Annotated in this window: 19 protein-coding genes; 9 read left to right on the top strand and 10 right to left on the bottom strand. The window is 67.9% G+C overall.

Annotation, left to right across the window (positions count from 1 at the left end; translation table 11 throughout):
* The 9 genes from mraY to AC59JP_RS02990 all read right to left on the bottom strand — a co-directional run bounded on the left by mraY (nt 1) and on the right by AC59JP_RS02990 (nt 10,008).
* Nucleotides 1–1,080, bottom strand: a complete 1,080-nt coding sequence (gene mraY, locus AC59JP_RS03030) for a phospho-N-acetylmuramoyl-pentapeptide-transferase (protein WP_497324145.1) — start codon at nt 1,078–1,080, stop codon at nt 1–3.
* Nucleotides 1,077–2,552, bottom strand: coding sequence for a UDP-N-acetylmuramoyl-tripeptide--D-alanyl-D-alanine ligase (locus AC59JP_RS03025; protein WP_497324144.1), 1,476 nt, complete (start codon nt 2,550–2,552; stop codon nt 1,077–1,079). Before AC59JP_RS03025 ends, mraY begins: the two co-directional genes overlap by 4 nt.
* Nucleotides 2,549–4,120, bottom strand: a complete 1,572-nt coding sequence (locus AC59JP_RS03020) for a UDP-N-acetylmuramoyl-L-alanyl-D-glutamate--2,6-diaminopimelate ligase (protein ID WP_497324143.1) — start codon at nt 4,118–4,120, stop codon at nt 2,549–2,551. The genes AC59JP_RS03025 and AC59JP_RS03020 overlap by 4 nt, the downstream gene beginning before the upstream one ends.
* Nucleotides 4,121–4,198: 78 nt before the next feature.
* Nucleotides 4,199–6,010 carry a peptidoglycan D,D-transpeptidase FtsI family protein gene (locus AC59JP_RS03015; protein WP_497324141.1) on the bottom strand — a complete coding sequence of 604 codons (1,812 nt, stop codon included), beginning with the start codon at nt 6,008–6,010 and terminating at the stop codon, nt 4,199–4,201.
* A 101-nt stretch (nt 6,011–6,111) separates the two neighbouring features.
* The gene (gene ftsL, locus AC59JP_RS03010) at nt 6,112–6,924 is read right to left on the bottom strand and encodes a cell division protein FtsL (protein ID WP_497324140.1); all 813 of its coding nucleotides are present in this window, start codon (nt 6,922–6,924) and stop codon (nt 6,112–6,114) included.
* Entirely contained in the window at nt 6,921–7,949 is a 1,029-nt protein-coding gene (rsmH, locus tag AC59JP_RS03005; protein WP_497324139.1) for a 16S rRNA (cytosine(1402)-N(4))-methyltransferase RsmH, read from the bottom strand. The genes ftsL and rsmH overlap by 4 nt, the downstream gene beginning before the upstream one ends.
* Before the next feature lie 210 nt (nt 7,950–8,159).
* Nucleotides 8,160–8,591: a division/cell wall cluster transcriptional repressor MraZ gene (mraZ, locus tag AC59JP_RS03000; RefSeq protein WP_497324138.1), complete on the bottom strand. Its 432-nt coding sequence runs from the start codon at nt 8,589–8,591 to the stop codon at nt 8,160–8,162.
* Between the two features lie 368 nt (nt 8,592–8,959).
* Nucleotides 8,960–9,388 carry an SCO2097 family morphological protein gene (locus tag AC59JP_RS02995; protein WP_497324137.1) on the bottom strand — a complete coding sequence of 143 codons (429 nt, stop codon included), beginning with the start codon at nt 9,386–9,388 and terminating at the stop codon, nt 8,960–8,962.
* Between the two features lie 167 nt (nt 9,389–9,555).
* On the bottom strand, nt 9,556–10,008 hold the full coding sequence (locus tag AC59JP_RS02990) for an SAV_6107 family HEPN domain-containing protein (RefSeq protein ID WP_497324136.1): 453 nt from the start codon (nt 10,006–10,008) through the stop codon (nt 9,556–9,558).
* A 172-nt stretch (nt 10,009–10,180) separates the two neighbouring features.
* Here AC59JP_RS02990 and AC59JP_RS02985 point away from each other — a divergent pair, with 172 nt between their 5' ends.
* Genes AC59JP_RS02985 through AC59JP_RS02965 form a run of 5 tightly spaced genes read left to right on the top strand, consistent with a single transcriptional unit; the run spans nt 10,181 to nt 14,970 of the window.
* On the top strand, nt 10,181–10,801 hold the full coding sequence (locus AC59JP_RS02985; RefSeq protein WP_497324135.1) for a GNAT family N-acetyltransferase: 621 nt from the start codon (nt 10,181–10,183) through the stop codon (nt 10,799–10,801).
* Nucleotides 10,798–12,399, top strand: a complete 1,602-nt coding sequence (locus AC59JP_RS02980) for a phytoene desaturase family protein (RefSeq protein ID WP_497324134.1) — start codon at nt 10,798–10,800, stop codon at nt 12,397–12,399. The genes AC59JP_RS02985 and AC59JP_RS02980 overlap by 4 nt, the downstream gene beginning before the upstream one ends.
* Nucleotides 12,396–13,208: a carotenoid biosynthesis protein gene (locus AC59JP_RS02975; RefSeq protein ID WP_497324133.1), complete on the top strand. Its 813-nt coding sequence runs from the start codon at nt 12,396–12,398 to the stop codon at nt 13,206–13,208. Before AC59JP_RS02980 ends, AC59JP_RS02975 begins: the two co-directional genes overlap by 4 nt.
* A complete protein-coding gene (locus AC59JP_RS02970; protein WP_497324844.1) occupies nt 13,142–13,843 on the top strand; it encodes an LppM family (lipo)protein in 702 nt (233 codons plus the stop codon). The genes AC59JP_RS02975 and AC59JP_RS02970 overlap by 67 nt, the downstream gene beginning before the upstream one ends.
* On the top strand, nt 13,840–14,970 hold the full coding sequence (locus AC59JP_RS02965; RefSeq protein WP_497324132.1) for a glycosyltransferase family 2 protein: 1,131 nt from the start codon (nt 13,840–13,842) through the stop codon (nt 14,968–14,970). The genes AC59JP_RS02970 and AC59JP_RS02965 overlap by 4 nt, the downstream gene beginning before the upstream one ends.
* Here AC59JP_RS02965 and AC59JP_RS02960 read toward each other — a convergent pair.
* Entirely contained in the window at nt 14,911–15,924 is a 1,014-nt protein-coding gene (locus tag AC59JP_RS02960) for a methylenetetrahydrofolate reductase (RefSeq protein WP_497324131.1), read from the bottom strand. The genes AC59JP_RS02965 and AC59JP_RS02960 overlap by 60 nt on opposite strands.
* 183 nt (nt 15,925–16,107) lie before the next feature.
* Here AC59JP_RS02960 and AC59JP_RS02955 point away from each other — a divergent pair, with 183 nt between their 5' ends.
* From AC59JP_RS02955 to AC59JP_RS02940, 4 genes are all read left to right on the top strand, one after another.
* Nucleotides 16,108–17,196 carry a polyprenyl synthetase family protein gene (locus AC59JP_RS02955; protein ID WP_497324130.1) on the top strand — a complete coding sequence of 363 codons (1,089 nt, stop codon included), beginning with the start codon at nt 16,108–16,110 and terminating at the stop codon, nt 17,194–17,196.
* On the top strand, nt 17,196–18,740 hold the full coding sequence (crtI, locus tag AC59JP_RS02950; RefSeq protein WP_497324129.1) for a phytoene desaturase family protein: 1,545 nt from the start codon (nt 17,196–17,198) through the stop codon (nt 18,738–18,740). Before AC59JP_RS02955 ends, crtI begins: the two co-directional genes overlap by 1 nt.
* A 77-nt stretch (nt 18,741–18,817) precedes the next feature.
* Nucleotides 18,818–20,404 (top strand): alpha-(1->6)-mannopyranosyltransferase A, encoded by a 1,587-nt coding sequence (locus AC59JP_RS02945; RefSeq protein ID WP_497324128.1) that lies wholly within the window; start codon nt 18,818–18,820, stop codon nt 20,402–20,404.
* Nucleotides 20,405–21,364: a phytoene/squalene synthase family protein gene (locus tag AC59JP_RS02940; RefSeq protein WP_497324127.1), complete on the top strand. Its 960-nt coding sequence runs from the start codon at nt 20,405–20,407 to the stop codon at nt 21,362–21,364.
* The last annotated feature ends 31 nt before the right edge of the window (nt 21,365–21,395 follow it).

The following is a 21,395-nucleotide window of genomic DNA, read 5'->3' as shown; positions in this document are numbered from 1 at the left end:
TCAGTCGCCGACAGCGGAGAGGTACTCGCTGTAGAACAGCGCCAGGCCTACTGCCGACGAGATGGCCGCCAGCAGCCAGAACCTGATGATGACCGTGGTTTCCGCCCAGCCACCGAGCTCGAAATGGTGATGGAAGGGCGCCATGCGGAACACGCGGCGCCGACTCGAGCGGAACACCGCCACCTGGATCACGACCGACGCGGCCTCGGCCACGAACAGGGCGCCGATGACGACCATCAGAAGTTCGGTGCGGGTCACGATGGACAGCCCGGCGAGCAGACCGCCGAGAGCGAGAGACCCGGTGTCGCCCATGAAGATCTTGGCGGGAGCGGCGTTCCACCACAGGAATCCGATGCACGCGCCGGCCGCCGACGCGCAGATCAGCGCCAGATCCAGCGGATCGCGGACGTCGTAACAGCCGGGACCCGGGCTCGTGGAGCAGGCCTGTCGGTACTGCCAGAACGTGATCACGGTGTACGCGCCCAGCACGAGCGTCATGGAGCCCGCGGCGAGTCCGTCGAGGCCGTCGGTGAGGTTGACGGCGTTGGACCACGCACTCACCAGCAAGTAGCAGAACAGGATGAAGACGATGCCGCCCATCGACACGGTCGCGATGTCGCGGACGTAGGACAGCTGAACGCTGCCGGGTGTGAGCCCGCTGGCGCCGTTGAACTGCAACGCCAGAATGCCGAAGATGACGGCGGCGAACAGCTGACCGACGAGCTTGGCGGTCTTGTTGAGACCCAGGTTGCGTTGCTTGCGGATCTTGATGAAGTCGTCGAGGAAACCCACCAGGCCGAGGACGGTGGTCAGGCCGAGAACGAGCAGCGCCGACACCGACGGGCCGTCCGCGTCGTAGCCGATACCGATCAGGTGCGACCCCCAGTATCCAGCCCAGAGGCCCGCCAGGATCGCGACGCCGCCCATGGTGGGCGTCCCCCGCTTCGACTGGTGACTGGCGGGGCCTTCGACTCGGATCTCCTGGCCGAAGCCCTGCTTGGAGAAGGCCTTGATCAGTACGGGGGTGAGGAGAATGGCGACGGCGAGAGCGATGCCGCCGGCGAACAGAATCTGCCTCAACGGCCCTCCTCCAGCAGCGCGTCTGCGACAGTCCACAATCCGACCGACTGCGAGGCCTTCACCAACACGACATCCCCCGGTTCCACCTCTGCTGTCAACAACTCGATCGCCGCGGCCGCGTCGGGAACGAGAACGGCTTCGTCGCCCCACGACCCTTCCATCACCGAACCCTGATACATGGCATGGCTGGGCCGACCCGATCCCACCACGATCAGCTTGCTCACCGCCAGACGAACCGACAACCGGCCGATGCGGTCGTGTTCGATGACGGACTCGTCGCCGAGTTCGCCCATCTCGCCGAGCACCGCCCACGACTTGCGGCCGCCGTCACGTCCGCTGCGGGACATGGTCACCAGCGCCTTCAGCGCCGCCCGCATCGAGTCGGGGTTGGCGTTGTAGGAATCGTTGATCACTGTCACGCCGTCGCCGCGGGTGCGGACGTCCATCCGCCGCGCCGATGCCGCTTCGGCGGAACTCAGCGCCTCGGCGACGCGATCGACGCTCATGCCGACCTCGAGGCCCACCGCGGCGGCGGCCAGTGCGTTGCCGACCTGATGCTCTCCGTGGACCAGAAGCGACACCCGGCTCGTGCCCGCCGGCGTGACGAGATCGAAACTCGCGCGGGCGGTCTCGTCCAGCGTGACGTTCTCGGCTCGGATGTCGGCCGACTCCGCCTGACCGACGGTGACGACCCGCGCCGAGGTGCGCGAGGCCATGGCGGACACCAGGTCGTCGTCCGCGTTCAGCACGGCCAGTCCGTCCGCGGGTAGTGCCTCCACCAACTCGCCCTTCGTCTGGGCGATGGCTTCGCGCGAACCGAACTCGCCGAGGTGGGCGGTACCCACGTTCAGCACGACACCGATACGGGGAGGCGCGATCTCGGCGAGCGCGGCGATGTGTCCACGGCCACGAGCCGACATCTCCAGCACGAGGAAGTCGGTGGACTCGTCGGCGCGCAGAGCCGTCCACGGGTGACCGAGCTCGTTGTTGAACGATCCGGGCGGAGCGATCGCCGATCCCGCCGCGCTGAGAACCGCGCGCAGAAGATCCTTGGTCGAGGTCTTGCCCGACGAGCCGGTGACGCCGACGACCGTCAAACCGTGCGACGCCGTGAGCTGCGAGACCGATTCGCGCGCGAGTCGTGCGAGCGCATCCAGAACTGCCGCCCCGGAGCCGTCGTTGTCGTGCTCGAGCGCCATGGCACGACTGCTGTGCGGAGTCTTCTCGACCACCACGGCGGGAACGCCGACCGGGCGCGCAGCCACCACGAGAACCGCGCCGGCGTCGACGGCTGCGGCCGCGTGATCGTGCCCGTCGACTCGGTTTCCGGGCAACGCCAGGAACAGTCCACCCGGAGTCGTTGCGCGCGAATCGAACTCGACCGTTCCGCTCACCACCGCCGACGGGTCGGGCACGTCGTGCAGCGTGCCTCCGACGATGTCGGCAATCGCGCCGATCGTGAGCGGAATCATTGCTGTCCCCCAGTAGATGTCATGACGGAGTCGATGGCGTCCGCGAGGACGGTGCGGTCGTCGAACGGGTGCTTCACCCCGTCGATTTCCTGTCCCACCTCGTGGCCCTTGCCGGCCACGAGAACCACGTCGCCGGCGCGCGCCCACTGCACGGCCGCGACGATGGCGTCCCGTCGGCCGTCCACGACGCGGATCTCGCCTCGGCGGTCGACGGGTACGGACTCGGCACCCGCGGCCACCGCCGCTCGGATGGCCGCCGGATCCTCGCTGCGGGGGTTGTCGTCGGTGATCACCGCGAGGTCGGCGCCGGCCGCGGCCGCTGCGCCCATCAGCGGTCGCTTGTCCGCGTCGCGGTCGCCGCCCGCCCCGACGACGACCGCGATTCGGCCGTCGACCTGGCTTCGCAGCGTGTCCAGCACGGCGTCGAGTGCGGCGGGCTTGTGCGCGTAGTCGACGACGGCGAGAAACGGCTGCCCGCGGTCGATGCGTTGCATGCGGCCGGGCACGTCGACGTCCGACATCGATGCGAGCGCACCCGCCGGGTCGAGGTCGAGCGCGGCGCACGCGGCCGCGGCGAGCAGGGCGTTCGCCACGTTGTACCGGCCGGGGAGGCGCAGCGACGCCTGCACTCCGCCCGGTTCGACGGTGAACGTCTGCGCACCGTCGGCGTCCACGGCCCACTCGGACACCGTCCAGTCCGCGTCGACGGCGGTCCCGCCGACGGTCACGACGTTGTCGGTGGCGGCGCGCGCGATACCCGCCATGCGCTTGCCCCACTCGTCGTCGACGCACACCACCGCGCGTGCGGCGTGCACCGACGACTCCGCTGCGAAGAGGCGACTCTTCGTCAGGAAGTAGTCCTCGAAACTGTCGTGGAAGTCCATGTGGTCCTGCGACAGGTTGGTGAACGCACCGACGGCGAACTGCGTGCCGTCGACGCGCCCGAGTGCGAGAGCGTGCGACGACACCTCCATCACGACGGTGTCGACGCCTTGTTCGAGCATCGCGGCGAACATTGCGTGCAGATGCGGCGCCTCCGGGGTGGTGAGAGCGCTCGGCACCGGTTGCTCGCCGATGCGGGTCTCGATGGTGCCGATGAGTCCGGGCGACCGGCCGGCCGCGCGCAGCGCGTTCTCCACGAGGTAGGAGGTGGTGGTCTTGCCCGATGTTCCCGTGATTCCGATGACGTCCATGCGGGCGGACGGGTGGCCGTAGACCGTGGCGGACACCTCGCCCAGAACGCTGCGCGGTTCGTCGTGCACCAGCACGGTCAGCGGAGTCTGCACGTCCTCCGCGCGAATGCGATCGAGCCCGTCCGGGTCCGTCAGCACCGCCACTGCCCCGCGTTCGATGGCATCGGGCACGAAGCGGGCACCGTGCGAGCGGGCACCGGGGAGCGCTGCGAACAGGTCTCCGGGCTCCACGTTCTGCGCCCGCAGTTCGATGCCCGTGACCTGGGCGGCACGCTCTCCCCCGAACGGGACGATCTTCGCCCCGACCTGCTTCGCCAGCACCGTTGCCGACGTCACCGGCGGTCGCTGCGGTCTGAGGGGAGAGTGAACGGGCACGAGCTCTTCGGCTCCTTTCGGGGTGCTGACACTTCGGTTGGGCCGACGTGTCAGGTTACCGGCGAGCCGAATTCGGCTTCAGTCGGCCTGCAGGACCAGGCGCTTGCCTGCGGTCGAGAGCGGAACCCCGTCGCGCTGCAACATCCACGACGCGATGCTGTGGAAGAGAGGTGCCGAGGACTGCCCTCCCGAGCCGTCGGAGCTGCGGGTCGGCGCGTCGAGCATGATGCCGATGACGTACCGAGGATCGTCCGCCGGGGCGATGCCGGCGAAGGTGATCCAGTAGTTGGAGTTCGAGTAGCACTTGCACGCCGGGTCGACCTGCTGGGCGGTACCGGTCTTGCCACTGATCTGATAGCCGTCGATGGCGGCGGCCACGCCGGTGCCGCGCTGGTTCCCGTTGTCGCTCTGGGTGACCGCGCGGAACATGTCGCGCACCGTGCTCGCCGTCTGCGCGCTGACCACCTGCACGCCCTCGGGACGCGGTGCCTCGGTGGCGTTGCCGTTCGCGTCGACCGTCGCCTTGACGATGCGCGGCGGAACTCGCACGCCGTCGTTCGCGATGGCCTGGTACATCCCGGTCATCTGCAGCAACGTCATCGACAGGCCCTGCCCGATCGGCAGGTTGGCGAACGTGCCACCGGACCATTGATCACGGCTCGGCACGTCGCCTGCGCTCTCACCGGGAAGCCCGACGTCGGTGCGCTGACCGAGGCCGAACTTCTGCAGCATGTCGGCGTAGCGATCCTCGCCGACTCGTTGAGCCAGCATCAGCGTTCCGACGTTCGACGACTTACCGAACACGCCCGTCGTGGTGTACGGCGCGACCCCGTGAACCCAGGCGTCGTTGACAGTGACGCCGGACATGGTGATGTTTCCAGGGACCTGAAGCACTTCGTCCGGGGTGGTGAGGCCGTATTCGATTGCGGCGGAAGCGGTCACGATCTTGTTGACCGAGCCGGGCTCGAACGGTGAGGTCACCGGCAGGTTGCCCATCTGCGCGGTCGGCGAGTTGTTGCCCACCCCGATGGACGGGTTGAACGTGCCGTCGTTCGACATGGCCAGAACCTCGCCGGTGTGGGCGTCGAGCACCACGGCGGACGCGTTCTTGGCTCCCGACAGGTCCTTCGCCGACTGCACTTGCTGCTGGACGTAGTACTGCAGATCGGAATCGATCGTGAGCTCGACACTGGAGCCGTTGATCGCCGACTGCTGATCTCGCCAGCTGCCCGGGATTACCGCGCCGTCGGACCCTCGGTCGTAGGTTCGCGATCCGTCGGTGCCCGCCAACGTGGGGTCGAGCGAGCTTTCGAGACCCAGGAGGCCGTGCCCGTCCCACCCGGTGGCGCCGACGATGTTCGCGCCCAGCGATCCCCCGGGGTATTCGCGAATGTCCTGACGCTCGAGGCCGATTTCGGGGAACTGCTGGTTCAGCTTGGCCGCGGTCGCCGGGTCCACGCTGCGCACCAGATAGACGAAGGACTCCTTGGACGTGAGCTTGGCCAGAACGTCCTTCTCGGTCACGACGGAGCCGAGCGCCGACGCGATACCGGCGGCGATCTCGTCGATGCGCCGATCGGGGTCGGGTTCGGAGGGGTCCTTGGCCTTCGCCGCTTCCAGATCGGCACGCACCTTGGCGGGCTGGAAGGTCAACGCCTTGGCTTCCATCGTGAACGCGATGGGATTGCCGTTGCGATCGAGGATGGAACCGCGAGTGGCGGGGTCGACGATCGTGGTCGAGCGCTGATTGGCCGATTGCGCGGACAGCGTCGGGCCCTGGAAGACCTGAATCCACAACAGTTGCAGCGCAGCGATTCCCAGCACGACGAACATGACGAACCGGCCCACCCGAAAACGTGAGACCGACCCGTCGAGACGGCGCGCGACCATTCTCGACGAACCACGCGGACCGGCTGATCCATGAGGTGCAGTTCGCTGTGGAGTCGAGCGATGGGGCGCAGTGCGCTGCGGAGGGCGGCGGGTCGGTGCGCTCACGCCGGCACCTGCTGTTCGCCGGCGGGTGCCGCAGGCGCTGGTGCTGCGGGTGCCGCGGGTGCCGCGGGCGCTGCGGGTGCGGCCGGTGCTGCGGGCGCCGCCGGGGCCGTCGTGGTCGGTGCGGGTGCTGCCGGTGCTGCGGCGGGTGCCGGCGTGGGTGTCGCGGTCGCAGACGGCGTGGCGGAGGGTGTGGGGGTTGCCGTGGCCGACGGTGTGGCGGAGGGCCCGGTTCCCACCGGAATCAATGCCTCGCGGCCCGGTGCCCCGGCCGCCGTCGTGTTGGGCGAGCCCGCCACCGGTCCGGTCGGTGCCGCGGCGTCGAAATCGGGAGCCGGCGGACCCGACGCGGGCGCCGGCTTACCGATCACCTGCACGGAACCGTCCGGAGTGACAAGAAGTCGCGCAACGTCCTTGGTGGGAATCATTCCGAGTTCCTTTGCGCGCTTGGCCAGTTCGGGTGCCGAGTTCGCCGTTTCGACGTCGCGTTCGAGGCCGGCGGCCTGTTCGGCGAGGCTCTGATTCTGCTGACGTGCCGCGGTCAACGCGTAGGAATCCTCTGTCGAGCGGGTGGTCAGCAGCAGGGTGAGCGCCAGACCGACCGACAGCAGACCGATGACCAGAGTCACGAACGGGATGCGCGCCGCGAGCGAACTGCCCGCGCGCGGAGAATCCGATCCCGACCTGGAATGTCCTTGCGCGCGTTGCTGCCGCTTCTCGTATGCCCTCTTGGCAGCGCCCGTGCGCGCAGTGCGAGCGGACGGCGTGGAGACTTCGAGGTCTCTGCGCGGTGACTTGACGGGGACGCTCATGCAGACCTCCTGGAGACTCGCTCTGCAGCGCGCAACCGAACGGGCGCCGACCGTGGGTTGTCGGCGATTTCTTCGTCGGACGCTTTCTCGGCTCCGCGGGTGAGGAGCCGAAACTGCGGTCCGCTGCCGGGCAACTCGACCGGCAGACCTTCTGGGCTGGTGGACCGCGTCAGTGGCGTCAGTTCCTGCTTGACCACGCGGTCTTCCAGCGATTGGTAGGACATGAAAACGATGCGTCCGCCGACGCGCAACGACGCGAGAGCGGGTGCGATGGCGTCGCGAAGGGAGTCGAGTTCACCGTTCACGGCGATCCGCAACGCTTGGAAGGTCCGCTTCGCGGGGTGCCCGCCGGTGCGTCGGGTAGCCGCCGGGATGCTGGCGTACAGCAATTCGACCAACGGCCCACTGGTTGTGAAGGGCGTTCGTTCGCGCTGACGAACCACCGCCGTGGCGATGCGCCCGGCGAACCGTTCCTCGCCGAACGTGCTCAGGATTCGGGCGATTTCGCCGTGGGTGGAGTTGTTCAGGATGTCGGCTGCCGTGGGCCCCTGCGTCGGATCCATCCGCATGTCCAACGGCGCATCCACCGAATACGCGAAGCCTCGATCGGCGGAGTCGAGCTGCATCGAGGACACACCGAGGTCGAACAGGATGGCGTCGACGGAGTCCTCTGCGTCGAGACCGGCTTCCACCAACGCGTCGGCGATGCCGTCGTACGTGGTGCGAACGAGGGTCACGCGGTCACCGAACTCGGCCAGCCGTTCGGCGGCCATCGCCAGCGCATCGGGGTCGCGATCGAGTCCGACGAGGCGTAGTGCCGGGTAGGTGGAGAGGAAGTACGCCGAGTGCCCGCCGAGACCGAGTGTGGTGTCGACGTAGACCGGGGACGGGGAGGCCTGGATGGCCGGACCGAGCAGCTCGTCGGCGCGGTGCAGCCGAACCGGAACATGCGAGAAGGCCGGAGGCCGGTCGGAATTCTGCGAGAAGGCCGGGGCGGGGGGCTGGTCCTTCTCACCATCCGCCATGCGCTGTCCTCCGGCCAAGATCGAACTCGATGAGTGTTACCGCGGCCCGGTGGGTACTGCGAGGTCTCTGTCCGAGGCGAGAACCTGGCGTTGGGGAAGTACGTCAGGGTCTCTCCCGGCACCTGGCGCTGGGGAAGTGCGTCAGGGTCCGGTTCGGGCAGAGGCCACGCGGTAACCACCGCGGGCCGGTCGTGCTTGTTCGGCGGTGCTTTACAACAATCCTTGGAGCGCTTCGTCGACCGCCTGCGAGAAGTCGTCTTCGTGTTCGTCGGAGTAGGAGTTCCAGGCTTCTGCGTCCCAGAGTTCGAGGTGGTCCACGGACCCCAGGACGACGCATTCCTTGGTGAGGCCTGCGTACTGCCGGTGCGCCGGCGCGATGGTGATGCGCCCTTGCGAATCCGGATGCTGTTCGTCGGCGCTACCCGCGAAGTTGCGGATGAACGCACGCGCGCTCGGGTTCGAACGCGACGCCTGAGCCAGTCGCTCGGCCCGTGCCGCGAAGACTGCGCGGGGATAGATGTCCAAGCTGTGGTCCTGCCCCTTGGTCACCATCACCCCTCCAGCCAACTCGTCGCGGAACTTGGCCGGCACGGTCAGCCGGAATTTGTCGTCGAGCTTGGGCGTGTAGGTACCGAGAAACACTCGACACCTCCACTCGCGCCCACCGGAAGACTTCGTCTCCCGCTGCCCACCACTTTACCCCACTTTTCTCCACACACAATCTTATAGAGGGGTCAGTTCTGTGAATCGTCACCATTTTCCCAGCTAGACGATGTGGGTGGCGGTGGGAGATTTTTCGGGGCCACCTCCGCACGAACCCGCTTCTGCGGTGTCACCGACGGCGATACCCCCGGAAAAGGCCAGGTTCGAGCCGTACTCCCCCGGCCGAGTGGGGCATGGTGGGAATCAGGTCTCCCGTGGGGGGCACAGTGGGGAACTCGGGGGCAGAACGACAAAAAACGCGGCACCCGTGGGGTGCCGCGTTCTGCGTTCGGTGTCGAACTGTGTAGCTACTCCTGATCGAATCGCTTCTTGAAGCGATCTTCCATCCGGGACGTGAATCCCTTGCGGTTGCTGCGCTTCGGTGTGCCGGCACCGCGAGGTGCGCTACCCGATGCAGCGGCCGGTCCTTCTTCGGCGCCGCCGCTGGGCGGAACCTTCTTCGAACTCTTCAGGAGCAGGAGCACTCCCGATCCGAACATGAAGACGAAGCCGATCAGGCTGATGACAGGGAAGCCGCCAGGCTTGAACGGCAAGGCGACTCCGGCTATGAGTAATACGAGCCCGATGACGAACAGGGCAGCCGCTTGGAAACGGCGCCTCGTCGACGCGACCCTCATCCGTCCACCGCGAACTGTGGATGCGAACTTGGGGTCCTCGGCATAGAGAGCGCTCTCGATCTGATCGAGCATGCGCTGCTCGTGCTCGGAGAGTGGCACGGTACCTCCCCCGGCACTTGATGGTGGCAACCGTTTCTTGCCAGAAACGGTGGGTGATCGACGTTGGCGACCACCTGCTGTCGATGATACGAGCAGAATCGGCGGCGTACCACCTACCCGTTACACGTGTTCGAGAGAATCTGCGCGGAACGTCCGACGAACAGCGTCTAAGCGGGGATGGAAACCGGCATTTCCGACCGATGAACGCGATCGTCGACAGCGTGGAGAAAGCGCCCGACCTGCACGAAGAAGCTGTCCGCATCCTCCTCCGTCATACGGTCGACCGAACCGGCCTCGACCGATGCACGGACCGACGACCACCCGGCGAAATAGGCGGACCACTCGGCCAGATCGGGGGCGGACGAACCGATTCGAACCCAGGCACTGCGCGAGCGGCCTCTTTTCGGCGCCGGATCGACCGCTGCGAGCAGGGCTCCCGCCCCTCGCAACGCGGCGATGTACGCGGCGAGAAAGCGCTCCGCGGGATCCGTCGCGCCGGCCGCCTCTTCGAGCAACGCGTCGGCACGGCGGAGCAATACTCGGGCCGCAGGAGTCAGCGGAGGACCGTCGGCGCCGCCGAAGCGTCGATCACTGCCGGACGCCGCACTGTGTTGCCTCATCTACCCGTCCTCCTCCTGCGTTCCTCCGTGCACCGCTGCGCATCGGATCCGTACTCGATGCAACCATTGAGGTCCGACATCCGATTCCCACCGAAGTTCGACGCTGCGTATCGAACACTTGTTCGATAGATCGAATATAACCCCTACCACCGACAGAAAGCGAGAGGAAAAGGTGAGTACGGTCCCGCCGCACGCCGTCCCGGCACCGGTTCCTTTCGAGCTGTCCGCCCACGAGCTCAGAAGTCGGCTGCCCGAGGCACTGTCCGTCTACGTCCAGGCGATGGGTTATCCGCACGGAACCGAACACCACCGCGCACCCATGTGGGCCGAACACATCCTGCGACCCGGATGGCGCGCGATCGGCGCGGTGTCGCCCACCGACGGAACCCTGGTCGCGATCGCCTACGGCTACCGCGGTGCCGGACACCAGTGGTGGCACCGGCAGGTCCGCGACGGGATGCGTCGAGCAGGCTGGGACCGGGGCGCCGCCGACAGGATGCTCTCGGACTACTTCGAACTGACCGAGTTGCACGTGCTGCCGTCCGCCCAGGGGCACCGACTCGGCGAGTCCGTTCTGGCTGCTCTTCTCGACGGTCGAACCGAGAGGCACGTACTGCTCTCCACGCCGGAGGTGGCCGGCGAGGACAACCGCGCTTGGCGCCTGTATCGGCGATCAGGGTTTCGCGACGTGATCAGACGGTTCCATTTCACAGGTGACACCCGACCCTTTGCGGTGCTCGGCCGCGAACTACCCATGACATCTCGTCCCGACAGCCTGGAGGCTCCCCTGTGATCGACGCCGTAGTGGTCGGATCCGGCCACAACGCTCTTGTCTCGGCCGCCTACCTCACCGACGCGGGGTGGTCCGTGCGCGTGATCGAACGCGACACCGAGATGGGCGGCGCGGTGTCGACCGTGGAACGGTTCCCCGGCCACGCCGTCGACCGCGGCTCGTCCGCCCACATCATGGTGCGGCACTCCGGAATCATCGAGGAGCTTCGCCTCGCCGATCACGGCTTGAGGTACATCGATTGCGATCCATGGGCGTTCGCGCCGGCACCGCCCGGAAGCGACGAGCCGGGCATCGTCTTCTCCCGCAGTCTCGACGACACCTGCGCCTCCATCGAAGCAGCGTGCGGGAAGGCCGACGCCGACGCGTACCGCGACTTCGTCGATGTGTGGGGACCGCGCAGCGAGCGAGTGATGAAGGCCTTCGCCCAGCCGCCGACGGCCCGCGGACTGCTCGGCTCGTTCTGGGGCATGGACGCCTCGGACGGCGGAAGCGAACTCTCGCGCCAGTTTCTGACCACCGGCGACTCTCTGCTGGACGGGCTCTTCCGGAGCGAACGGCTGAAGGCCGCGCTCGCGTGGTTCGGCGCCCAGTCCGGACCGCCGATGTCCGAGCCGGGCACCGCGTCCATGGTCGGCTTCGCCGCACTCATGCACACCCTCGGGCCAGGCCGCGCCGTCGGCGGGAGCGGCTCGCTGAGCAAGGCGCTGGCGGCCAAGGTCCGGGCCGACGGTGGAACCGTGACCCTCGGAGACGCGGTGACGGAGATCCGGCGCCGCGGCGAGGGCTGGGTCGTGCGCACCGAGAGCGGCGAGGAAGTGGCCGCCCGCACCGTGATCGCCGGGTGCCACATCCTGACCACGCTGGACCTGCTCGACAACGGCGGCTTCGACCCCGGGGCGACCGCGCAGTGGCGCAAGTCGATACGCGTCGGCCCGGGCATCGGAATGGTCGTGCGCGCGTCGACGTCGTCTCTCCCCGCTTATCCGAGCGCGCCGAGCGAGGCGTCGTCGACGCACGGACTGCAACTGCTCGTGCACGATCGGGCACAACTGCGGCGCGCGCACGGCGCGGCGATGGCGGGCGACCTGCCACCGAAGCCGGTGGTCCTCGCGATGAGCTTCAGCGCGGTCGATCCGTCGATCGCACGTCCGGGAGAGCATCAGGTGTCGCTCTGGTCGCAGTGGCATCCCTACCGTCTCTCCGACGGACGCACCTGGCGCGGTGGGGCCGGCCGCGAGATCGCGGAGCTCGAAGGTGACCGCATCATCGCGGAAACCGATTCCTACGCAACCGGATTCGCCGATTCCATACTCCAGCGCCACGTTCAGTCGCCGTGGGATATCGAGCGGGAGCTCGGGCTGATCGGCGGGAACGTCATGCACGTCGAGATGTCGCTCGACCAGATGATGATGTGGCGACCGCTGCCCGCGCTGTCGAATCAGAAGGTCCCGGGCGCCCCGTCGTTGTTCCTGACCGGCGCGTCCACGCACCCCGGAGGCGGCGTATCGGGATCGAGCGGACGCAGTGCCGCACGGCTGGCCATCGCCGAACGGCGCGGCAGTCTGCTCCATCGCGCCGTCGGTCGGCTCACGCGGTGAAGCCGGGGCGGATACCGGCCGCCTTCGCGATCGGTGCGGTGCTGGCACAGATCACGTATCCGCTGGTGTCCGGTTCCGCCCGCGACGTGGTCACCGCCGCGGTGGTCGCGCTGCTCGCCGCAGCGTGTCTCGCCCACGCCGTTCAATGCCGCGGCGCGGGGTGGGCTCTCGCGCTGCTCGTCGTCACCGCCGGCGTGGGCCTTGTCGCGGAGATCATCGGCTCCTCGACGGGATATCCGTTCGGCGACTACGCCTACGCGCAGGGACGCATCGGGCCCAGCGTCATGGGAGTGCCCTTCGTCGTACCCTTCGCGTGGACGGTCGGGCTCTACCCGGCATGGTGCGTCGCCACCCAGCTCACGTCCAAGCGCCTGCCTCGCATCGCGCTGGTGGTCGCCGGTCTCGTCGGGTGGGACCTCTACCTCGATCCCCAGATGGTTCTCGACGGTCAGTGGACCTGGTTCAGCGACGCCGCGCATCTTCCCGGACTGCCGAACATCCCGTACACGAACTACCTCGGTTGGATTCTCGTCGCACTGATCATGGCCGCCGGAATGGAATTGCTCGGGCGCGTCCCCCCGCGAACGTCCGCGTATCCGACGGTCCCCGTCGCGCTGTTCCTCTGGACGTGGCTCGGATCGGCGCTCGCTCACGCGGTGTTCCTGCCCGGTCTCGGGTGGTCCGCCGTGTACGGCCTCGTCGCGATGGGAGTTGTCGGGGTTCCGCTGATCGGCTCGCTACGATATCGCGTGTGTCACGACCTCCACTCGCGCGGCGATCGCGCAGGCTCTTCTCCGTCCTCGCTCTGATCGTCCTTCTCGGTCCGTTGCTGGCCGGTTGTCTGCGCGTGCAGGTCTCGATGGGTGTCTCCGCCAACGATCGAGTGTCGGGTCAGATCGTGGCCGCGACCGTCCCGACGTCGGACTCCGACACCGGACCCACGCTGACCCCGCCGGATTCGATCGCGAGCAAGATCCGGGTACAGCCCTACAACTCGGACGGCTACGTCGGCAGCGAGGCCTTCTTCAGCGACCTCACCTTCGGTGACGTGCAGCAACTCGCGGCGCTCTCGGACCAGTCCGCCGGCGCCTACCAGCTGACTCTGACCCGCGCCGGAGACCTGGTGACGCTGGCCGGTCAGGTCGATCTGACCTCGGTTCCCGTGCAGGGCACGGACGTTCAATTCACCATCGCGTTCCCGGCGAGGGTGGCGACGACCAACGGCACCCGCGACGGGGACAACATCGTCACCTGGAAATTCCCCGCCGGCGAGAACAGCACCATCCGGGCCGAGGTGCGGTACTCCGACCCCAACACGCGCAGCTTCGCCGGCTGGGCGGGCATCGTCGGCGGCGTGACCGTCGGAGTGGCGGCCATCGTCGCCGGTATGGCCTACGTGTCCCGAAACCCACCCGTACGCCGCCGCGAGAAGACCGACGCTTGATCGCCGCCGCAGTTCGGGCGGGGTGCACCGTCAGTGTGGTGGGGGCCGCGCTTGCCGCGGTCAACACACTCACCGCCCCTCGCGTGCGGCCGAATCCGAACGACACGTCGGCGTCCGAGACGGTGACGGTGTGTATTCCGGCGCGAGACGAGGAACGCGACCTGCCGCTGCTCGTCTCCGACCTTCGCGCCCAGCGACTTGGCGCGCCGATGCGTGTGCTGATCCTCGACGACGGGTCGCGTGACGGCACCGTCGACGCGGCAACGCACGCCATCGGCGGTGACGACCGGTTCACCGTCCTGACCGGTTCGGCCGGCGGACAGGGCGTCGGCAAGTCGGTGGCGTGCATCGAGCTCGGACGCATTGCACTGCAGGGTGATCCGACCGTCCTGGTCTTCCTCGACGCCGACGTCCGTCTGGTTCCGGACGCCATCGCGTCCGCCGTCACGCAGTTGAGACGAGGGGGAACGTCGTTTCTCAGTCCGTGGCCCCAGCAGGTTGCCGTCGGGCTCGCCGAACGGCTCGTGCAGCCACTGCTCGTGTGGTCGTGGACCTCGACGCTGTACCTCCGGGGCGCCAACGCCTCGCTGCGCGCGTCGACCGCGGTGGCGTGCGGACAATTCCTCGTCCTCGACGCGGCTGCCTACCGCGCCGTCGGCGGCCACGAATCGACGCGGTCGTCGGTCACCGACGACTTGACTCTCGCACGGAGCTTTCGAGCGTCGCGGTTCTCGACCGCGGTGGCCTACGCGGGAGAGGTTGCGTCCTGTCGGATGTACACCAGCACCCGAGAGGTCCGCGTCGGATACACCCGGTGGCTCTGGTCGGCGTTCGGGCGACCGGCCGCGATGCCGGTGGTCATGGTGCTCGCGGTGACAGCGTGGGTGCTTCCGCCGGTCGCGGCGGTGATCGGCCGCGGGTCGGTCCGCCGATGGGGTCTGCTCGGGTACGCGGCGGCGGTGGCGTCGCGTGCGCTCACGCGTCGGGCCGAAGGACTCGGGTTCGATCTGCCCTCGGCCGCGACGCACCCCGTCTCGGTGTCGGCCGGCGTCGCGCTCGTCGTCGAATCAGCCCGCGGCCGCCGGCGCGGCACTCTCACGTGGAAGGACAGACGCCTGAGCGTCTGACGCGAATTCCGGTCTCGGCGCAGCCAGACCCAGGTTGGCCAACACCTCGCTGGTCGCCCGCGCGAAGTTGAGGGTGATGAAGTGCAGAGCGGGTGCCCCCTCGGCGATGAGGCGCTCCCCCATCGCCGTCGCGAGCTCGATTCCGATGGCGCGGACGGCCGCCCGGTTCTCGTCCGGTCCGGAGCCGGCCGCGTCCTGCAGGCGCTTCTCCACGGCTGCGGGCAGACGTGAACCCGACAGTTCGACCGCGCGTTTGACCGACCGCAGCGACGTGATCGGCATGATCTCGGGGATGATCGGCTTGCGTCCCTGCTCGGGGTCGTAGGCCTCGACCCGGTCGCGCAGACGCAGATAGTCATCGACGTCGAAAAACATCTGTGTGATCGAATACTCGGCTCCTGCACGCAGTTTCGCGACCAGGTGCTTCGTGTCGTGCTCGAGGTCCGGCGCCCGGTGGTGGCCTTCGGGGAACGACGCGACCCCGACGTGGAAGTCGCCGAGTCCGCAGACCAGCCGCACGAGCTCCTCGGCGTATTCGACTCCGTCCGGGTGCTTCTCCCACGGACCGAGTGGATCTCCGGGCGGGTCTCCGCGCAGAACCAGGATGTTGGAGATGCCGCGGTCCGCGTAGGCACCGACCATCGAGCGCAGTTCCGCGATGCTGTGCGAGACCGCAGTGAGATGCGCCACGGGAAGGAGGGTGGTCGATTCCGCCAGGTCGCCGGTGACCCGGACCGTGCGATCGCGGGTCGAGCCGCCCGCCCCGTAGGTCATCGACACGAAGGCCGGGCGCATCTGCTCGAACGTGCGCACCGCGCGCCACAACCGCGCCTCGGCGTCTGCGTCGCGCGGCGGCGAGAACTCGACCGAGAACGGGATGCGGGATTCTCGTGGTGCGGACAGTCGGTCCACCACCGAGGGCGTGCCGCTGGTGTGTCCCACTGCGTCTGTCACGTAGTCAGCATAGATTCCGCGGACCTACCGGACGGTAGCCGGTGGCGCTCGTCGGCATCGAGGTTCGACTCCGAATACGGCGTTAGAGTGGACACGACCGTGCCGCTCGTCCTCTTTGCACGTTTCCACAACGCCCTTTCGACCAGGAGGCCAGCTCTGTCTGCCGGACCGCACGCACCCAGGGTGACCAGCCGACCGCCCACCACCGACGGATTCGTCGAGTCGGTGGAGAACACCCTGCGCGAGTTCGTGGAGACCCGGCGGGAGCTCGTGCGCAGTGTCAGCCCGGTCTACGACGACGCAGTGAACGAGTTGATGTCGTTCGTTCTCCGCGGCGGCAAGAGGGTGCGTCCCGCGTTCGCCTGGACGGGATGGATCGGAGCCGGTGGCGATCCCGCGTCGGCAGACGCGAAAGCCGCTCTCTCCGTCTGCTCGGCCCTCGAGTTCGTGCAGGCATGCGCCCTGATCCACGACGACATCATCGACTGCTCGCTGACTCGGCGCGGCTTTCCCACCGTCCACGTCACGTTCGCGGAGCGCCATCGCGCTCAGGGGTGGTCGGGAGATTCCGATCGCTTCGGCGAGTCCGTCGGCGTCCTGCTCGGTGACCTCGCGTTGTGCTGGGCGGACGACATGGTTCGGTTCGCCGATCTGGACGCGGACGCGGCTGCCCGCGTCGCACCGGTGTGGTCCGCCATGCGTACCGAGGTCATGGGCGGTCAGCTTCTCGACATCGCCGTCGAAGCCAGCGGTGACGAGTCCGTCGAGGCTGCTCTGCGCATCGACCGCTACAAGACCGCGGCGTACACCGTGGAGCGTCCGCTGCTCATCGGCGCTGCCCTGGCCGACGCGGATCCCGCCCTGATCGCCGCCTATCATCGCTTCGGCGCGGACATCGGCGTGGCCTTCCAGCTTCGCGACGACCTGCTGGGCGTGTTCGGCGACCCCGAGATCACCGGAAAGCCGTCGGGCGACGATCTGCGCGAGGGCAAGCGCACGGTGTTGCTGGCCTCCGCTCTCGCCGCCGCCGACCGCGTCGCGCCCGAGTCAGCGGCGCTCATTCGGTCGTCGATCGGCACCGACCTCAGCGACGACCAGGTGGACACACTGCGCCGCGTCCTGATCGATCTCGGCGCGGTCGACGACGTCGAATCGCGCATCTCCACACTCACCGATTCCGCACTCGCGGAACTGGATCTGTCGGACGCCACGGCGCCGGCGAAGGAAAGGCTGCGCTCGATGGCTTGGTCCGCAACTCGGCGGGAGTACTGATGACTCGCACGGTCTCCGGCCCCACCGACCACGTCGTGGTGGTGGGTGCAGGCCTGTCCGGACTCGCTGCCGCACTTCATCTTCGGGGTAGCGGCCGCCAGGTCACGGTCATCGAGAGAAACGACACCGTCGGTGGTCGTGTCGGATCGGTCGAAGCTCCCGGTTACCGAATCGATACGGGCGCAAGCGTTCTCACCATGCCGAGCCTGATCGCCGAGGCGCTGGGCGCCGTGGGCGAGACGTTCGAATCGACCACCCCGAAAATCGAACTGGTGCACCTGAATCCGGCGTACCACACCCGATTCGCGGACGGCACGAGCATCGACGTTCATTCCGATCCGCAGCGCATGATCGACGAGGTGACGAACAAGTGCGGGCCCGCCGAGGCAGCTCGCTACCGCCGTCTACGACAGTGGCTCAGCGACGTCTTCGACTCCGAATTCGACCGATTCATCGACGCCAATTTCGACTCGCCCCTGGACCTCGTCCTCGGCAAGGGCGCGCTGAAGGACACTTTGCGCCTGGTTGCGCTCGGCGGTTTCGGCAAGCTCGGCTCTCGCATCGACAAACTGGTCACCGACCCGCGCCTGCGCCGCATCTTCACCTTCCAGGCTCTGTACGCCGGGGTGGCCCCGAGCAAGGCACTGGCCGTCTACGGCGCCATCGCGCACATGGACACGTCCATGGGCGTCTCGTTCCCCATCGGCGGTATGCGCATCATCGCCGAGTCGATGGCGGACGCCTTTGTCGGAGCGGGCGGAACACTTCTGCTCGGGACGGGCGCCCGCAGCATCGAGTACGCGGGCGGACGAGCACGCGCGGTCGTCACCGAGGACGGAGCGCGCCACGCCTGCGACGCGCTCGTTCTGACGCCCGACCTGCTGGTCACCGACCGCCTGCTTCGGAACGCGGGGATCGACGTCAAGCGCAAGACCCGCGTCTCACCGTCCTGCGTCGTCGTGCACGGCACCGTGCCGACGTCGGTCAGCAGTACGTGGGAGTCACAGTCGCACCACACCATCGACTTCGGTGAGAACTGGGCGCAGACCTTCGCGGAGCTGACCGCGACTCGAGGCCGCGGACGGCTCATGTCGGACCCGTCGCTGCTGATCACCCGAGTGTCCAAGTCGGACACCTCGTTGCGCGTCGACCGCGACGGCGTCACCGCGGAGCCCATCTCGATTCTGGCGCCGTGCCCCAACCTCGACAGTGCCCCCCTGGACTGGGACGCCCTGACCGACCCGTACGTGCAAGACGTCCTCGAGACCCTCGAGCGTCGCGGGTACCACGGGCTGCGCGCGAACCTGACGATCGATCACATCGACACCCCGAAGACGTGGCTCGAGCAGGGCATGATCGCGGGAAGCCCGTTCTCGGCGTCGCACATCTTCCGGCAGACCGGTCCGTTCCGCCGTTCCAACGTTGTTCGCCGGGCAGAGAACATCGTGCTGGCGGGCAGCGGAACCACACCGGGAGTCGGGGTTCCTACCGTTCTGGTGTCCGGGAAGCTTGCCGCGGCGCGAATCGACCCGCAGATTCGCTGACTTTCAGCCCCAGCGATTAAACTCGGCTCTCGTGCCGCACGGCCCGTCGGTCCGTCGCAATCAGAACTGGGAGGAACATGTCGACGTCCTCCCCCACCCGGACCGCGGGCGACCGACCCAGTATCGGTAGAGCGCGTGCCGTGAGGCAGTTCGCCGCCGGTGCTGCCGGCAGGGCGGCCATGGTCGGACTCGTCGGCGCCGTGCTGATCACCTTCGGCGGTTTCGGGTCCGGAGCCGTCCGGCGCCGCGATCCCCTACTCGAGGTCATGCACCTGTCGTGGCTGAGGTTCGGGCACGGTCTGGTGCTCTCGACGGCGATGGTGTGGATCGGCGTCCTGCTCATGATCGCGGCCTGGGTACGCATCGGACGTGCGACGCTCGCCCACCGCACCACCACCCGCCAGCTGCTCTGGGTGGTGCCGCTCTGGATCGCCCCGCTGCTGCTGGCCGTCCCCATGTTCAGTCGCGACGCGTACTCCTACCTCGCCCAGGGTGCGCTGCTGCGCGACGGTTTCGACCCCTACGCCGTCGGTCCGGTCGCCAACCCCGGAATCATCCTCGACAACGTGAGCAACGTCTGGACCACCACGACGGCTCCCTACGGACCGTTGTTCCTGCTCCTCGGCAAGGGCATCACCTCGATCACCGGTGACAACGTGGTGGCCGGAACCATGCTGCTGCGGCTCACCATGCTTCCCGGGCTCGCGCTCACGATGTGGGGTGTGCCGAAGATCGCGCGGCACTTCGGCGCCGATCCCACCGTGGCGCTCTGGCTGGCCGTGCTGAACCCGCTGGTCCTCATCCACCTCATCGGTGGTGTGCACAACGAGATGCTGATGGTCGGCCTCATGACGGCGGGCATCGCCCTGGTCCTCGACCGCCAGCACATCGCGGGCGTCGGCCTGGTCGCTGTTGCCGTGGCCATCAAGGCCACCGCGGGCATCGCGCTGCCGTTTCTGGTGTGGGTCTGGATGATTCACGAGCGTGAGAAGGAAGGCGACGAGCCGCGCCCGGGCCGAAAGCCGGTGTTGCTGTTGTTCGCCAAGACCGCCGGCATCGGTATGGGTGTGTTCGTGGCGGTGTTCGTGGCCGCCTCGCTGGTCGCCGGCGTCGGTATCGGCTGGCTCACGGCGCTGTCCGGATCCGCCAAGATCATCAACTGGCTGTCGCTGCCGACCATCCTCGCCCACCTGGTGACCGTCTCGACGTCGTGGTTCACCGGCGTTCAACTCGCCCCGGTGCTCGAGGTGACGAGAATGCTGTGCGCCGCCGCTCTCGTGGTGATTCTCGCGTGGGCCTGGTGGCGGTTCCGCCGCACCGAACGCGACGCCGTCAACGGAATCCTGATCTGCCTGGTCGCGATCGTGATCCTGTCTCCGGCAGCGCTGCCCTGGTACTACTCGTGGCCGCTGGCCGTCGCCGCCGGACTGACGATGAGCACCGGGACTCTGGCCGTCCTGGTGGGCCTGTCGGCGTGGTTGATGCTGGTGTTCCAGCCCGACGGGTCGATCGGCCTCTATACGTTCCCGCACGTGCTGCTCGCGACGTTCGCCGCGGTGGTCGCGGCGCTCTCGCTGCGCACGGTCGATCCGCTAAGGCTGCGATCGGTGGCCAGCAGGGTCGACGCACACGACAAGGTTTCCCGAGGAGCAGTGGAGCACTAGATGGATCCCACACTGGCGCAGGCCTATCGGCTCTGCAGGTCCATCGCGGCCGAACACGGAAAGACCTACTTCCTCGCGACTCGCCTCCTGCCGGCGGAGCGCCGCCCGGCCGTGCACGCGCTGTACGCGTTCGCGCGCATGGTCGACGACATCATCGACGTCGACATGATCGCCGACCGTGACGATCCCGACGCCGTCGCGGCCGGAACGACGGCTCTGTGGTCCATCGAGGAGGCACTTCTCGCCGGCCTGGACCATCGGACGGCGACGGTCGATCTCGGGTCGCCGGACCGCACCCTCGTCCTGGCCGCACTGCTCGACACCGCCGGGCGGTACGACATCCCGACCGAATACTTCACCGCGTTCATGACGTCGATGCAGATGGACGTTCCCACCTCGCCGCTGTACCGGTCGCGCTACGCCGACATGGATCAGCTCCGGACGTACATGTACGGCTCGGCCGCGGTGATCGGACTGCAGATGCTCCCCATCCTCGGCACCGTGGTGCCCGTCGAGGACGCTCGCCCGGCCGCGGCGGCGCTGGGAGAGGCCTTCCAGCTCACCAACTTCATTCGCGACGTCGGCGAAGACCTCGATCGTGATCGGATCTACCTTCCCGCCGACGATCTCGCCGCGTTCGGTGTCGACGAGGACCTGCTGCGGTGGAGCAGAAGTACGGGCCGCACTGATCAGCGCATCGTGCGCGCACTCGCCCACCTGGTGGCCGTCACCCGCGCCCTCTACCGCACCGCGGAACCGGGCATCGGCATGCTCGAGCCGCGTGCGCGCGCGGGCATCGGCGTCGCGTTCGCCCTGTACGGCGAAATCCTCGACGAGGTGGAGAAGGACGGCTTCACCGCCCTCACCCGACGCTCGCACGTGCCGAACCGTCGACGCCTCGCCGTGGCGACGTCGGCGGCCACCCGCGGCGTCCGAACCAGACTGGTGCAGCGCAGCTAGAAAACCATGGGCAGCTAGAAAACCATGGGCA

Source organism: Rhodococcus sp. 320_ES (assembly GCF_059691855.1).
This window is presented reverse-complemented; position numbering and strand designations above follow the sequence as displayed.

Excerpts from the sequence above, each read along its gene's own strand:
- AC59JP_RS02945 (WP_497324128.1), top strand. The coding sequence starts at position 18,818 with ATGTCGACGTCCTCCCCCACCCGGACCGCGGGCGACCGACCCAGTATC.
- rsmH (WP_497324139.1), bottom strand. The coding sequence starts at position 7,949 with ATGGCGGATGGTGAGAAGGACCAGCCCCCCGCCCCGGCCTTCTCGCAG.
- crtI (WP_497324129.1), top strand. The coding sequence starts at position 17,196 with ATGACTCGCACGGTCTCCGGCCCCACCGACCACGTCGTGGTGGTGGGT.
- AC59JP_RS02990 (WP_497324136.1), bottom strand. The coding sequence starts at position 10,008 with ATGAGGCAACACAGTGCGGCGTCCGGCAGTGATCGACGCTTCGGCGGC.
- AC59JP_RS03025 (WP_497324144.1), bottom strand. The coding sequence starts at position 2,552 with ATGATTCCGCTCACGATCGGCGCGATTGCCGACATCGTCGGAGGCACG.
- ftsL (WP_497324140.1), bottom strand. The coding sequence starts at position 6,924 with ATGAGCGTCCCCGTCAAGTCACCGCGCAGAGACCTCGAAGTCTCCACG.
- AC59JP_RS03015 (WP_497324141.1), bottom strand. The coding sequence starts at position 6,010 with ATGGTCGCGCGCCGTCTCGACGGGTCGGTCTCACGTTTTCGGGTGGGC.
- AC59JP_RS02940 (WP_497324127.1), top strand. The coding sequence starts at position 20,405 with ATGGATCCCACACTGGCGCAGGCCTATCGGCTCTGCAGGTCCATCGCG.